This is a genomic window from Clostridium sp. CM037 (assembly GCF_055081095.1).
This window is the reverse complement of record NZ_CM143650.1, coordinates 373,675-388,202: the sequence shown is the minus strand read 5'-3', so window position 1 is coordinate 388,202 and position 14,528 is coordinate 373,675. Positions and strand designations below refer to the sequence as shown.

Genomic DNA, 14,528 nt, shown 5'->3' with positions numbered 1-14,528 from the left:
ACTTTTGTGCAAGTAAACTCATCCTAGCGTATTGTACGGATTTAATAGTTATGGAGCCCATAACCGGAATTGAACCGGTGACCTCCACCTTACCAAGGTGACGCTCTGCCGACTGAGCTATATGGGCATTAAATTTTGGAGCGGGAAACGGGTATCGAACCCGCGACACCCAGCTTGGGAAGCTGGTGCTCTACCACTGAGCTACTCCCGCCGACGTACAACTTAAAGCTATACACCAATTATTGATTATACTACTGTTTATTTTTTTGTCAATGTATTTTCATCTTTTGCTTAGACATTTTTCTAATTTTCTTTTTACTCTTTGTAGCGCATTATCAATAGACTTTGCATGCCTATCTAAATCACAAGCAATCTCTTGATAAGATTTACCATCTAAGTATGACATCAACACTTCCATCTCTAGTTCTGAAAGAACTTCCCCAATTTCATTTTGAATGCTTATTACTTCTTCACGGCTTATAACTAGCTCTTCGGGATCAGTAATTTTAGCACCTGATAACACATCCAATAATGTTCTGTCTGATTCCTCGTCATATATTGGCTTATTTAAAGATATATATGTATTAAGGGGAATGTGTTTTTGGCGAGTAGCTGTTTTTATTGCTGTAATTATCTGTCTTGTAACACAAATTTCTGCGAAAGCCCTAAAAGAAGATAATCTATCTGCCTTAAAATCTCTAATGGCCTTATAGAGACCTATCATTCCTTCTTGGTAAATATCTTCTTTATCAGCCCCAATCAAAAAATACGACTTAGCCTTGGCTTTAATAAAATTCCTGTATTTATTAATTAAATATTCTTGTGCCCTAACATTTCCATTTTGTGCTTCAATGACTACTTCTTCATCCAATCTTTCTTCAAAGCATGAAGTATCCATACTAGCTCTAATGATTTTTTCCAACAAATATCCCCTCCACACCAAACATGTGTCATATAGATGATTATACCTTAGTGCAATTTCTATAGTCAAGAAAATTCAATGGCTCCTGCGTATTTTTTCAAGTTTTTTTAATGTTTTTTCATCTATTCTCTCTTCTAACCAATTTCTTTTCCCTAAATGTTTTTTTTCGATATTTATTTGAATCTCTTTTTGTGTACTAATTACTTCGTGATAAAATTCAATGGAAGACATTCGAGTTGCCCCTCTTTGAAAGGTAACTTGCTGCTCTAGCGAGTCTGACGTGACAACGCAGACTTCGGATTTTCGTCCTATATTATTGACCATTCTCTCAATATAATCATCCGCAGTTTCGCCCTCTTTTGTAAAAATCACAACTAAATTTCCTTGTCTTTCTTTTTTTTGAAGGCTACCTTTAACCATTTGTGCATCAAAAACTATAAATATTTTATATCCTTTAAATCCCGAGTAATTTTGAAGAGTGTCAATAAGCTGCAGGCGTGAAGATTCGTAACTAAAATCTTTAATCTTTTTAAGATTTGGCCAGCTATTTATAACATTATACCCATCAACAAAAACTGTTTTCACTTTTTACCTCATTTAATCTTTTGCTTCATAATTTCATACATTATTATACCACCTGCAACCGATGCATTTAAAGATGTTATTTTCCCTGACATGGGTATTTTTACTAGAACATCACATTTTTCTTTTGTAAGTTTAGAAATGCCTCTACCCTCACTTCCAATAACAAGGGCTACCGCACCAGTTAAATCAGTATTAAAAACATAATTTTCGGCATCCATATCCGCACCATAAACCCATACTCCGAGTCCTTTTATTTCTTCAATAGTTGCATTTATATTAGTTACTTTTGCTATTTTCATATGTTCAATTGCACCAGCTGATGTTTTATACACTGTTGGTGTAACTCCCACATTTTTTCTCTTAGGTATAATTATTCCGTGAGCTCCGCATACCTCTGCAGTTCTTATGATAGACCCAAAGTTATGTGGATCTTCAATTTCATCTAGTATAATTATAAAAGGCTTTTCTCCTCTTTCTCGCGCATATTCAAATATGTCATTTAATTGAAAATATTTGTAAGGTGTTACTATAGCAATAACTCCTTGATGTGATGAAGTTTGTGATATTTCATCTAGTTTTCTTCTATCTACTTCTTTCGTAACAATTCCTTTTTCTTTGGCTAATGCTAGTACCACGCTTATAGATCCTACCATATCACCTTTGGCAATAAGAATGTACTCTATGGTTCTATCTGATTTTAGCGCTTCTATAACTGCATTTCTTCCTTCAACTAAATCCTCTCTAATGATTTTAGTCTCAACTTCTTTATTAACATTACTATTCTTAGGGCTTATTTCAGTTCTTTCCCTAGCAAATTTTTTGTTTTCTGGTGCATTCTCTTCACTTTGTTTGTTTCTTTTATTACCTACTCTGCCTTTATCTTCTCTACTTTCTTTTGTACCCTGTTCGTCACCTCTAAATCTTCTGGAAGACGTTCCACCTTTGTCATATTTACTACTTGAAAACCCTCTACTTTCTTTCGCACCTTTTTCGCTCGTCCTAACCCTTTTATACCCTGTTCCAGTTTTCTCTTCCCTACTACTTCCAAACCCACTATTTCCTTGATATTTTTTATTATCGCTCATTTCAAATACCTCTCTCTTTATCTATTTAACTTCATATTCTTTTCTTATTTCCAGCATTTTTCCACAACTCATACCGCCTTCAGGGCATGGTCCACTAACACAACTTGGCCCTGCATATTTAAAAAGTACAGGTGCTACAATCCTCGCTTGCATCAGCATTGTTTTTGCCATTTGACGTATTTCCCATTGAGCTCTAGTGCAACATCTCTGATTAAAGAAATGAATTAATTCTCTAGCATTCATAGTAACTATCATTTTAGTTTCACAAGCATTTGGAAATACATATCTCGCATCTTCGATAGCCTTTTTCTCAGCTTTGCCCTTAAGAATCGTATATTGTTTTTTCTCAATTTCTTCAGTATTTATTAATTTTTCATTCTTTAAATATTCTTTTAAAAGATTAGCCAATTCATTTCTACACAATATCTCTACTAACTGATTATACTCCTCTTGAATGCGCTTCATAGATTCTATGAATATTATTTTTGCTTCTTCATCTCTTTCAATATTGGGAGGAATTATATATTCAAATTGTTCAAGCTTTACATATCTCTGACTCTGTTGAGAATATGATGCCACCCTATGTCTCACTAATTGATGTGTCAAACTTCTAGATATGCCCTCAATTGCAAAAGTAAAGCTCACATGTTCTATTGGCGAATGATGGCCATAAGTCATTAACATATCTAACAACTTTTGTGTTTTTTGTTCATTCAAATCTTCTAGTATTTCATCAACCCCAACTTGACTATAACAAAGTTTAGCTGCCGCCGCTATAATTTTTTCTGGATTAGGCGTATGTTCTATTAATTTAACCTTAAGCACAATTACTCAGCCCCCAAATCGTGGTTTATAATCTTCTCGAAAATATAGTTTAGTCTTTCATTCTTTTCACTTAAATATAGAAAACCCACTAAAGCTTCAAACCCCGTAGCCCATTTATATTCATTTAAATCTCCATTTTTAGGTGTTGTGCCACTTTTAGAGTTTCTAGCTCTCTTAAATATACTGAGCTCTTCTTCATTTAAATTTTCTATAAAGAATTTCATATACTCACTTTGCGCATGCGCTTTTACATGTTCAACTGTTTTAATATGAATTTTATGAACATTCATATTTCTATTTTCTTCCACAAGATAGGTTCTAATAAATACCTCATAAACTGCATCTCCAACTAATGCAAGCACTAGTGGATTTATCTGTTTAACTTGTTCTACTGTAAATTTACCCTTTAGCATATTAAATTCCATGCTTATTCTCCTTTTTAATTATTAGACATTTCTATGATAAAAGGTAGTAGCCATTGTATGGTGACTTATAACACGGCTACTACTTTTTATCGTTATAGGTATTTCTATATCAATGTACTTACTAAGGTCCTGCCCATCTTTACCGCTTATATCTTTTATCCTTGAATTTATTATTTACATGATACACATTTAAAATAAAAAACATCAAAAAAATAATAAAGCTCACCCTGTTTTAGGGCGAGCTTTATCACGGTACCACCTAAATTTGTACTCATTTTTTAACGGTTATGCTACCGGTAGTTTTGCTACAGCTCCGAAACGGGTTAAAAACTTTGAAAGTCTCTCAACCTACTATTTAATCTAGATTTAATATTTTTTATAGTTATTAATCAATATACACATTAAATATGCTACTGTCAATAGTAAAACCATCATCTAAGTTGTCATTAATGGCTTATAACATATTAGTTTATAAATGTTCTAGACCCATCATGAATAAGTACAATAGCACCGTTTCTACTCATAAAAAAATTACTCACACAATATGACTAACTTTTTACCAAAGAATCCTTATTTTTAGCAAAAATCATTCTACCCGCTGCCGTCTGAAGTACTGATGTTACAATAACAACTATATTTTCACCAATATATCGTCTTCCACCTTCAACAACAATCATTGTGCCATCATCTAAATAAGCTATCCCTTGGCCCGATTCTTTTCCATCTTTCATCACTTGAATTTTCATTTCTTCCCCTGGTAGAACTACTGGCTTTACTGCATTTGCAAGTTCATTAATATTTAAAACTGGAACTCCTTGGAATTCAGCTACCTTGTTAAGATTAAAATCGTTAGTAATTACTTTACCATTCAAAACTTGAGCTAACTTAAGAAGTTTGCTATCTACTTCTGCAATATTGGGAAAGTCTTTCTCCCAAATTTCAACTTCTATATTTAATTCCTTTTGAATTTTGTTTAGTATATCTAATCCTCTTCTGCCTCTATTCCTTTTAAGCCCATCTGATGAATCAGCTATATGCCTAAGCTCCTCCAATACAAAAGTTGGTATTACTAGTGGCCCTTCAACAAAACCCGTTTGACAAATATCAAATATTCTACCATCAATTATTACTGATGTATCTAGCACCTTAGGATTTTCATTAGTAAATCCTTTGATTTTCTTATCTTTGAATCCATCTTTCCTTTTAATGCTTGTAAAGAAGGATAATATTTCATCTCTTTTTCTAGCGCAAATATCTGCTCCTAAAGCTGCCATTATAACAGTAAAAATAACAGCAATAATATTCCATATAAGAGATTGGTATTTAAATAATCCCGCAAACAAAGATGCTATTACAAGCCCTATTATTGCCCCTCCTGTACCAAAAATAATTTGAGAAGTCGGCATTTTTTGTGTGCTTTTCTCCACATGATCCATAAACTTCATTATAAAAGATACGATTATAGGAGATATTAGAAATAAAATAACTCCAAAAATTAAAGTAGAAAAAATAATGAATATTATTCCTTGAATTGCACCATTTTTAAAATAATTAAGCCCACCTAAATAGCTTGTGCTTAGAAGCATATCTCCTATTAAGTACCCTAAAATTAGTCCTATGATTGTAAAAAGTCCTCTCAAAATTTTTTTTAACAAAAAATTTCACCTCCTTCTAGATTATTAACACTTATTTGGATTTATATCCTGTTATTATCTAATATATACTATAAAGTTGTGCATTTCAATAAAATGCACCCTAGAATTAACAATTTGTTAAACCAAATCCCTTATTTTGTTTAACGCTTGTTCCATATTAAGTTCAAACACTAACATTATTTCACTGGCTACCATCCCTTCAACCCTTTCTAGAATCTTTAACTCACCCGGTGGAAGCATATCTTTCTTCTTTAAATAATATAAATCCCTAAGTACCTCACACATTTTTAGAGCATTACCACTTTGGATTTTTTTCTTGTTACATCTATATCTATTATTCCAATTACTCTCTATACAATTGGACCCATTTGATATTGTATTTAAAATTGTTTCTAATTCTACTTTATTTGAAATGTTTCTTATTTTATGTTTCTCTATTTTATCTATTGGAATCATAAAATTCATATTATCTAATAAAAGATATATATTTATATATTTACATTTTATATTATACAATTCTTCACTGTTTATATTCTGTACATACCCAGCACCATAATATGCTACAAATATTTTTTGGCCAATATTTAACATAACACGCCCCCTATTAATAAAACTCCTGTTGCTTTATTATATATTCATAAGGTTAAATGCGTACTTAATTTATTGACAAAAACGCAATGTAAATCCTATAATAAAGATAGTATAGCTACTTAAATGATTAAAAGGAGTTGAACTTAATGAAAGATTGTATTTTTGATAATTTTCAAAACTCTGTGGATGAGTCTCTATTAAGACATAAAAGTATTTTGGATATAATTACCAAACTTCAAGAGTCTCAGGCTAGAGTTAACAGAGCTGTTGCAAAGTCTGTTACCAATTGTGGCTGTATTGGCGTGGAAGCAAAGAAGCAATACACTCCTGCTAATATAGATGATTTAGATTTGGATACTCTTAGTGCTTCACTTGATACCCACATGCTAGGTAATCTTTGTGAAAACTGTAGAGAAGTCTTAGAAAAAGAATTAGGAAACAACCTTTTTTATATTGCTTCTTTATGTAATCTTGTAGACTTAAACTTATATGATATTCTTTTAAAAGAGTATAACAAAATTAGTACCTTAGGTAAATATACTATGCGTTAGTAAATATAGCATAAAATAAGTTAAAACTTATTTTATGCTATATTTGCTTATCTAACATAAATTGCTCTTTTAACCTTCTTAACCCATTTTTAATAGCTTTAGCCCTTGCTTCCCCAATACCTTCTACGCTATCAAGTTGTTGATAAGAAGCTTCCATTGTAGTTTTTAATTCTCTAAAGTGCTTAACTAAATTTTCTATAACATTTACAGGTATTCTAGGTATCTTACCAAGCATTCTATATCCTCTTGGAGAAATTAGAGTATCTACTAACGGAACACCTATATATCCAATAATCCTAGAAATAAAATCTAAATCCATGAGTTCTTCAGAACTCATATTTTCTATTTGGCTATATATTTGCGTGTAATTCATACCACTTTGACAATAATCCCTTATTAAGAGTATCCCATCCTCCTCAACACTTCTAATTAACTCATTTAGTTGCATTGAAATTAGTCTACCCTCATTCCCTAGTTCACATATATGCCTTTCAATTTCACCAACTATCCTCATAACCATTTCTGTTCTTTGTATTGCTGATATTACATCAAACAAGGTTGCTAAATCTTGAAATTCTAAAAGATTTAGATTGCTTACTACTCGCTCAAGAACTGAAACATACTTTTCTAATGTCTGAATAGCTTGATTTGCCTTTGCTAAAATAATACTACTATCTCTTAAAACATATTTTATATCATCTTTGTATACAGTTATGATGGTTCTTCTTTGTGATATTGCAACAACAGCATACCCAGTCTGCTTAGCTATTCTTTGAGCTGTCCTATGCCTTGTCCCTGTTTCAAAAGTGGGTATTGTAGGGCTTGGCATGAGCTGAGTATTAGCATATAATATTTTTTTCAAATCACTGCTTATTACTATGGCTCCATCCATCTTTGCTAGTTCATATACATAAGCAGGGCTATAGTCCGCATTTATTCGAAATCCGCCATCTACGATGTCTAATATTTCCTTACTGTCTCCTAAAACAATAAGCCCTCCCGTTTTAGCTCTTAAGATATTTTCAAGTCCTTCCCTAAGCGTCGTTCCAGGGGCCATTCTTTTTAATATATTCATAAGTTCCTTGCTTTTTTCTTCTCTCATCTTTTTCTCCCTACTTAATAAATAGTGCCATTAAAAAATCTTATAATATCTTTTAATGAAGCCGTCCCTATAATATTAATATCCTTAGCATTAATTTTCTTTTCGCACTTATACAATAATTGTTTTGTCGAGCTTTATTTCTTTACTTTTCACGCCAGACAATACCAAGCCCTAAATCTCCAGAAGTCCCATCTAAATTTAGTCGCCCTACTACATTAACATAAATATCACAATTATAAAAAGTAACCCTTTATTTTTTTCTAAACTAGTCTCTTAAATAAAAAAACTAGAAGCATTTAATATTTGAGTAGGCCTTCTTGTCTCATTATAATATTATACAAGATTAAATAAATTCTTACAAATAAATTAAATTATATTATTTATATTTGCATAAGGTTGTACACCCTATAAAACCGAAATAATAAAATAGTTTTAACGAAAAGATATTCTTGATTATTAAAGATAAGAATGGTATTATAAATATAATATTTTTTTAAGGAGAGATTAATTATGAAAAACTTATTAAATCAAAAAATACAATTTGTCTTTAGTCGCCAATTTACATAGGATTTGTACCTAAAAATTAAACATAGGTACAGGTCCATTGATGCTTGCATCAAATGATTTGTACCTATGTTGACTATGATTATAAGTTTTTCATAAGTTATATGAAAAAAGTCACATAGATATTCTATGTGGCTTTTTTTTGTATTTTAAATATCTTTTCTTAATTTTACAAAGGAGGATTTTGATGGAAGTCGCAACAGGAATATTAGTACAAAGCTTAATTTTATCAATCATGGTATTGGGGGTGTATATAAGCTATAAAATTTTGGACTTTCCGGACTTATCTGCTGATGGAAGTTTTTCCTTAGGGGCAGCAATAATAGCTGTAACCTTAAAAAGTGGAATTTCTCCTATTTTAGGCTCAGTGCTTGCGCTAGCTTCTGGGTGTATATCGGGGTTATTAACGGGAATACTCCATGTTAAATTTAAAATATCAAACTTACTTTCAGGCATTCTAGTAATGGGAATTTTATATTCTCTAAACCTACGGATTATGGGAAAGGCAAACATTGCCCTCTTTAATGATGAAAATATTTTTTATGATTTCAACCCTTTAATTGTAGCTTTAATCTTAGTTGTAATATTTAAAGTTGCTATCGATATGTTTTTAAAAACAGGATTAGGATATGCATTGAAAGGTGTGGGCGATAACCCACAAATGATTAAATCTTTAGGCGTAGAAATAGGTAAAATAAAAATATTAGGACTTATGATATCTAATGGACTTATAGCTTTTTCCGGAAGTATGATGGCTCAATATCAAGGATTTTCGGATATATCTATGGGCATAGGCACATTAATTTTAGGTATAGCTTCTATAATCATTGGAACATCTATTATTAAAAACGGAAAGTTTATAAAACAGACAAGTAGTGTAATTATAGGCACTCTAATCTACCAAATTACCATATATTTAGCTATGAATTTTGGACTTACTCCTGTGGATTTAAAAATGGTCACATCTTTTGTAATAATTTTATTTATAACAGTTGGTGGTAGAAGTAATAGTGACAGTAACAAATCTATACGGAGGTGTTTATTAAATGTTAAAAATACAAGATTTATCAAAAATTTTTTATAATTCTTATTTAGGTGAAAATGTGTTATTTAAGGACATCAATTTAGACATTAACGAAGGGGATTTTATAAGCATAATTGGTAGTAATGGAACAGGTAAGTCCACATTATTAAATATAATTTCTGGATTAGTTAAAGAAACCTCAGGTAATATTTTTCTTGAAGGAAATGATTTAACTAAAATGCCTGAACATAAAGTAACAAGAATTGTAAGCAGGGTTTTTCAAAACCCATCCTTAGGAACATGTCCATCCATGACTGTTAGAGAAAATTTATCTCTGGCTTTAAACAAGGGTAAATTAATTAATTTTAAATATTGCCTTAGGTATAAAACTAAAGAACTGGAAGCTCTTTTAAATGGAATATCATTAGATCTAAAGAAGCTTTTAGATGTGAATGTAAATTATTTATCAGGGGGACAAAGACAAGCTCTATCATTGATAATGGCAAGCCTATCTGCTCCTAAGTTACTGTTGTTAGATGAACATACTGCAGCATTAGACCCAAAGACATCTAATGAGATAATGGAGTTAACTCAAAAGATTGTAAAAGAAAAAAATATTACTACATTAATGATAACTCATAATTTAAAGGATGCACTTCAGTATGGTAATAGACTAATAATGCTACATAAAGGTGAAGTTATTTTAGATTTAAATGAATCCGAAAAGAAAAAATTAACAATAGAAAGTATATTGAAAAAATTTGAATACGCGGTATAAAGGAGGTATTATTGTGAAAAAAATGTTAGCTACTACACTAATAATTACATGCATATTAACCGGATGTACAAAAACGAATGAAAAGAAGAAAGTTATAAAAATAGGTATAAGTCAAATAGTAGAGTATGTTGCACTAGATCAAAGTAGAGAAGGATTTATAAAAGCACTAGAGAATAATGGTTATAAGGAGGGAGACAATATAGATATTGATTATCAAAATGCCCAAGGAGATATAACTACGACCCAAACTATCGGCAAAAAGTTTGCATCTGGAAAGAAGGATTTAATTTATGCAATAGCTACCCCTTCAGCACAGGGGTCATATAATGCTACAAAAAAAATTCCAATAATAATTACGGCCGTTACTGATCCTGTGCAAGCTGGAATAATAAAGTCTTTAGATAAGCCAGAAACTAATGTTTCTGGGACTTCAGATTATTTACCAGTGAAAAAACAATTGGAGTTAATAAAGGAATTGATGCCCAATGCTAAAAGAATAGGAATTTTATATAATACAAGTGAAGTAAATTCACAAGTACAGGTAAATGAGCTAAAAAAAGCAGCTAAAGGTTATGAAATTGTTACTTCCGGAGTAACAAGCACTAATGAAGTTAATAGTGCCATAAGTAGCTTACTTACGAAAATAGACGTTTTATATGTACCAACTGATCAGTTAATAGTGTCATCCATGCCAATAATAGTAAAAAATACATTGGAGGCAAAAATACCTGTTATAGCATCGGAAAAAGGCTCAGTAGAATCTGGAGCATTAGCTACTGTAGGAATAGATTATTATAAGTTAGGATATGAAGCAGGTAACATGGCAGTTGATGTACTAAAGGGTAATGATATATCTAATATGCCAATTAAAATCTCTGAAGAAACAGAAGTGTATATAAATAAAGATACATTAAAATCATTGAATATATCTATGCCAGAAATTAAAAATGTTAGATATATAGATAATAAATAAGCATTTTAATATAAAATATTAATGTGCCTATGTTGTTTATGAAAAATCTTTTATTATTTAAATTGTAGAATTACATTACCATAATCCAATAGTTAGCGATACAACTGATTCACATGTTGTGTATAACACAATATAATTGCATATCCTGAATAAAACTAAGAAAAACCGTATACCTCTTGTGCGCAGTTTTCCTTAGTTTTATTTATTTGTAAGTTTAGTTATAAACTGAAAGCTCAAGAAAAAAATTATGTTTTTTAAACATGTCCTACTCTACTCATAAACAACATTAAATATGTAAAGTCTTAAAAATTAATTTACTATTTTTCATAAGAACACTTACATTATCACCTTTATTAATATTACCCTTAAGTATTTCTTCAGAAAGCTCATCTTCCACAGTATTAGTTATTTCTCGCCTTAGTGGTCTAGCTCCATAATTACTATTAAGTCCCGCCTTAGCTAAATGCTTTTTAGTTTCCTCATCAAAAGTAATGTTAATCTCCAAATCTTTAAGACGCTCTTTTACTACCTTAAGCATTAATCCTACTATTTTATATAAATCTTCATGTTCTAGCGAATGAAATACGATAATATCATCTATTCTATTTAAAAATTCAGGTCTAAATGAATGTTTTAGCTCTTCCATTATATTTTCTTTCATCTTTTCATATTTAGAGCTCGCTTCATTATCCTTTATATTGAAACCTAGAGACCTCTGTTTTTTTATACTAGACGCGCCTACATTTGATGTCATTATAATTACTGTATTTTTAAAATCTACTGTTTTTCCTTTTCCATCTGTTAACCTTCCATCCTCTAATATCTGTAACAAAATATTAACTACGTCTGGATGAGCTTTTTCAATTTCATCAAAAAGTATAACTGAATAAGGGTTTCTCCTCACCTTTTCCGTTAATTGCCCCCCCTCATCAAAACCTACATATCCGGGGGGTGAACCCATAAGCCTTGAAACAGTGTGCTTATCCATATATTCTGACATATCTATTCTTATCATGTTATTTTCATCACCAAACATTGCATCTGCTAAAGCTTTAGACAATTCTGTTTTCCCTACCCCAGTGGGACCTAAAAATATAAAAGATCCTATAGGTCTCTTTGGATCCTTTAACCCTACCCTTGCACGTCTTACAGCTCTTGAAATAGATTTCACTGCCTCACCCTGTCCTATTACCCTCGTGTGGAGTACCTCTTCTAACTTTAGTAGTCTTTCCGATTCTTTTTCAGTCAATTTTTCTATAGGTATATTAATCGATCTTGATACCACATTAGCAATTTCAAGCTCTGTAACTATTAGCTCATCCGCTTGATTTTGAGTTTTCCAATTATTTTTTGAATTATATAATTTATCCTTTAATTGTTTTTCGATATCCCTAATCTTAGCTGCTTTTTCAAAGTCCTGCACTGATATAGCATCAGCTTTCTCTTTACAAATTCCATCTATTTTTTCTTCTAAATTTTTCAGATTTGCTGGAGTAGTTAAATTTTGAATTCTTACTTTTGCACCAGCTTCGTCTATAAGATCTATTGCTTTATCAGGTAAGTATCTATCAGATATATATCTATGTGATAAGCTAACAGCTGCTTCTATTGCACTATCCGTAATCTTTACTCTATGATGCGCTTCATACTTATCTCTTAATCCTTTTAATATTTCAACAGCTTCATTTTCGCTTGGTTCTCCTACAATTATAGGTTGAAATCTTCTCTCGAGTGCTGCATCTTTTTCAAAATGCCTTCTATATTCATCTATAGTTGTTGCACCTATGCATTGAAGTTCTCCTCGAGCGAGGGCTGGTTTTAATATATTAGATGCATCAATGGCCCCTTCAGCTCCTCCTGCTCCAATGATGGTATGAATTTCATCTATAAATATAATAACATTTCCTGCGACGACTATCTCTTGCATAACCTTTTTAAGCCTTTCCTCAAACTCTCCCCTGTATTTAGAACCTGCCACCATTGAGGATATATCCAAAGTTATAACCCTTTTGTCTTTTAAAATTTCAGGAATGCTACCGGAAGCTATTCTTTGTGCTAGTCCCTCTGCTATAGCTGTTTTACCTACGCCTGGTTCTCCTATAAGGCATGGATTATTCTTCATTCTTCTGCATAAAATTTCTAAAAGTCTTTGAGTTTCATTACCTCTACCTATAACAGGATCAAGTTTACCTTGTCTTGCCATCTCAGTTAAGTCTTTACCAAAACGTTCTAAGTTTGGAGTACCCTGTTTTTGCTTTTCTTTTGATAAACTACCTTTTGGAGTATCCTCAGAACACCAATTATTTAGTATACCATTTCTAAGTTTATTAAAGTCCGCTCCTAAATTAGCCAAAATTGTATATGCAACACCTTCTTCTTCTCTAATCAATGCTAACAAAATATGCTCTGGACTAATATAATTATGATTCAAATTTCTCGCTTCCAAAAGACTTAGTTCTAGTAGCCTTTTTGTTCTTGGAGTTAGAGGTATCTCGCTACTCCGCATTTCTATGTCTCCTTCTCCCTCATACTCCATTACTAATTTCTTTACCCCCTCAGACGAAATTTTCATATCATCCAATGATTTTTTACATACTCCATCTTCATCCTTTAGAATCCCTAGCAATATATGCTCTGTCCCTACATAACCATGCTTTAATTGCTTTGCCTCCTCCTCAGCATATACTAAAATTTTTTGTGATCTTTCTGTAAATTTATTGAACATCATGTTAAAACACCTCACTTGCAATGGATTTACTTCTTCCTTTAATTATGACCAATTGCACCAATTTTATCCTAAAAATACCAATATTGAAGTGAGTTTCATACTTTACTATCTATAAGAATAAAAAATAAGCATAAATAACACCGTACTCTATTTAATAACTCCTATAAAATCAAAAAACAAATTTCGGAAAGTTTTATTTCCTAATTTGTTTTTTAAAAATATTCAAACATTAATAGTGATGGCCCTCTTAAATATATTATGCAAATAGCTCACTTACATAATTACTCATTGCTCTTAATTTCCTCTTTACCTTCCCTTTTGCGATGTGATATAATACTTGCCATTTTCTTTATCTCCTTGTGTTACAATGGTAAAGGAATTATTTTCCAACATTTCACATAATATTTTCATTTCATCAGCATTTTTCATTTTTGAAATAATAGTGAACTTATCATTTCGCTCTATTATCCCCATATAATCATGAATGCTACTGTAATCACTTAAGTTAATTTCTCCAGGAATGTCTAATTTATATTCAGACATTTAATTCTCCCCTCTTTACTATATTTCACATTAGGTTTTGTAATTTTGAGCAAAATATGCGCATTTATTATAATTTACTTTTATTCTTTTTCTATACCTAAAAATTCATAATTAAATCATTCTGAAATGTCATTAAATCATCTACTGGTGAGCTGTATTAACGACTTCAGAAGGAGA

At 31.4% G+C, this 14,528-nt stretch carries 14 protein-coding genes and 2 tRNA genes; 4 read left to right on the top strand and 12 right to left on the bottom strand.

Going from position 1 to position 14,528, the window contains the following annotated elements:
* Positions 1–51: 51 nt before the first annotated feature.
* From ACWJKP_RS02010 to ACWJKP_RS01970, 9 genes are all read right to left on the bottom strand, one after another.
* Positions 52–127, bottom strand: a tRNA-Thr gene (locus ACWJKP_RS02010).
* Between the two features lie 9 nt (positions 128–136).
* Positions 137–211: transfer RNA gene (locus tag ACWJKP_RS02005), tRNA-Gly, on the bottom strand.
* A gap of 69 nt (positions 212–280) precedes the next feature.
* Positions 281–898, bottom strand: a complete 618-nt coding sequence (gene sigH, locus ACWJKP_RS02000; protein ID WP_165414377.1) for an RNA polymerase sporulation sigma factor SigH — start codon at positions 896–898, stop codon at positions 281–283.
* Between the two features lie 99 nt (positions 899–997).
* Positions 998–1,507 carry an NYN domain-containing protein gene (locus tag ACWJKP_RS01995; RefSeq protein ID WP_165414364.1) on the bottom strand — a complete coding sequence of 170 codons (510 nt, stop codon included), beginning with the start codon at positions 1,505–1,507 and terminating at the stop codon, positions 998–1,000.
* An 8-nt stretch (positions 1,508–1,515) separates the two neighbouring features.
* Entirely contained in the window at positions 1,516–2,301 is a 786-nt protein-coding gene (gene rlmB, locus ACWJKP_RS01990; protein WP_224579231.1) for a 23S rRNA (guanosine(2251)-2'-O)-methyltransferase RlmB, read from the bottom strand.
* Between the two features lie 312 nt (positions 2,302–2,613).
* Positions 2,614–3,420: an FAD-dependent thymidylate synthase gene (gene thyX / locus ACWJKP_RS01985; protein WP_165414378.1), complete on the bottom strand. Its 807-nt coding sequence runs from the start codon at positions 3,418–3,420 to the stop codon at positions 2,614–2,616.
* A complete protein-coding gene (locus ACWJKP_RS01980; protein WP_165414366.1) occupies positions 3,420–3,842 on the bottom strand; it encodes a Mini-ribonuclease 3 in 423 nt (140 codons plus the stop codon). The genes thyX and ACWJKP_RS01980 overlap by 1 nt, the downstream gene beginning before the upstream one ends.
* A gap of 548 nt (positions 3,843–4,390) precedes the next feature.
* Complete coding sequence (locus ACWJKP_RS01975) at positions 4,391–5,497, bottom strand: PIN/TRAM domain-containing protein (protein WP_165414367.1); 1,107 nt, start codon at positions 5,495–5,497, stop codon at positions 4,391–4,393.
* Between the two features lie 117 nt (positions 5,498–5,614).
* On the bottom strand, positions 5,615–6,088 hold the full coding sequence (locus ACWJKP_RS01970) for a CarD family transcriptional regulator (RefSeq protein WP_165414368.1): 474 nt from the start codon (positions 6,086–6,088) through the stop codon (positions 5,615–5,617).
* A gap of 146 nt (positions 6,089–6,234) precedes the next feature.
* Between ACWJKP_RS01970 and ACWJKP_RS01965 the strand changes: the two genes are divergently transcribed.
* Positions 6,235–6,639, top strand: coding sequence for a nucleoside triphosphate pyrophosphohydrolase family protein (locus ACWJKP_RS01965; RefSeq protein WP_165414369.1), 405 nt, complete (start codon positions 6,235–6,237; stop codon positions 6,637–6,639).
* A gap of 37 nt (positions 6,640–6,676) precedes the next feature.
* Here the strand turns inward: ACWJKP_RS01965 and disA are convergent, their stop codons facing one another.
* Complete coding sequence (gene disA, locus ACWJKP_RS01960; protein ID WP_165414370.1) at positions 6,677–7,741, bottom strand: DNA integrity scanning diadenylate cyclase DisA; 1,065 nt, start codon at positions 7,739–7,741, stop codon at positions 6,677–6,679.
* Positions 7,742–8,492: 751 nt separating this feature from the next.
* Here disA and ACWJKP_RS01955 point away from each other — a divergent pair.
* From ACWJKP_RS01955 to ACWJKP_RS01945, 3 genes are read left to right on the top strand one after another with little or no spacing between them, the layout of a single operon-like run.
* Positions 8,493–9,389: an ABC transporter permease gene (locus ACWJKP_RS01955; RefSeq protein ID WP_165414371.1), complete on the top strand. Its 897-nt coding sequence runs from the start codon at positions 8,493–8,495 to the stop codon at positions 9,387–9,389.
* Positions 9,352–10,107, top strand: a complete 756-nt coding sequence (locus ACWJKP_RS01950; RefSeq protein WP_165414372.1) for an ABC transporter ATP-binding protein — start codon at positions 9,352–9,354, stop codon at positions 10,105–10,107. The genes ACWJKP_RS01955 and ACWJKP_RS01950 overlap by 38 nt, the downstream gene beginning before the upstream one ends.
* A 13-nt stretch (positions 10,108–10,120) precedes the next feature.
* Positions 10,121–11,080, top strand: coding sequence for an ABC transporter substrate-binding protein (locus ACWJKP_RS01945; protein ID WP_165414373.1), 960 nt, complete (start codon positions 10,121–10,123; stop codon positions 11,078–11,080).
* 286 nt (positions 11,081–11,366) lie between these two features.
* Here ACWJKP_RS01945 and ACWJKP_RS01940 read toward each other — a convergent pair whose 3' ends face one another.
* Positions 11,367–13,808, bottom strand: coding sequence for an ATP-dependent Clp protease ATP-binding subunit (locus ACWJKP_RS01940; RefSeq protein ID WP_165414374.1), 2,442 nt, complete (start codon positions 13,806–13,808; stop codon positions 11,367–11,369).
* Positions 13,809–14,114: 306 nt separating this feature from the next.
* Positions 14,115–14,351, bottom strand: a complete 237-nt coding sequence (locus tag ACWJKP_RS01935; protein WP_165414375.1) for a hypothetical protein — start codon at positions 14,349–14,351, stop codon at positions 14,115–14,117.
* Between the last annotated feature and the right edge of the window lie 177 nt (positions 14,352–14,528).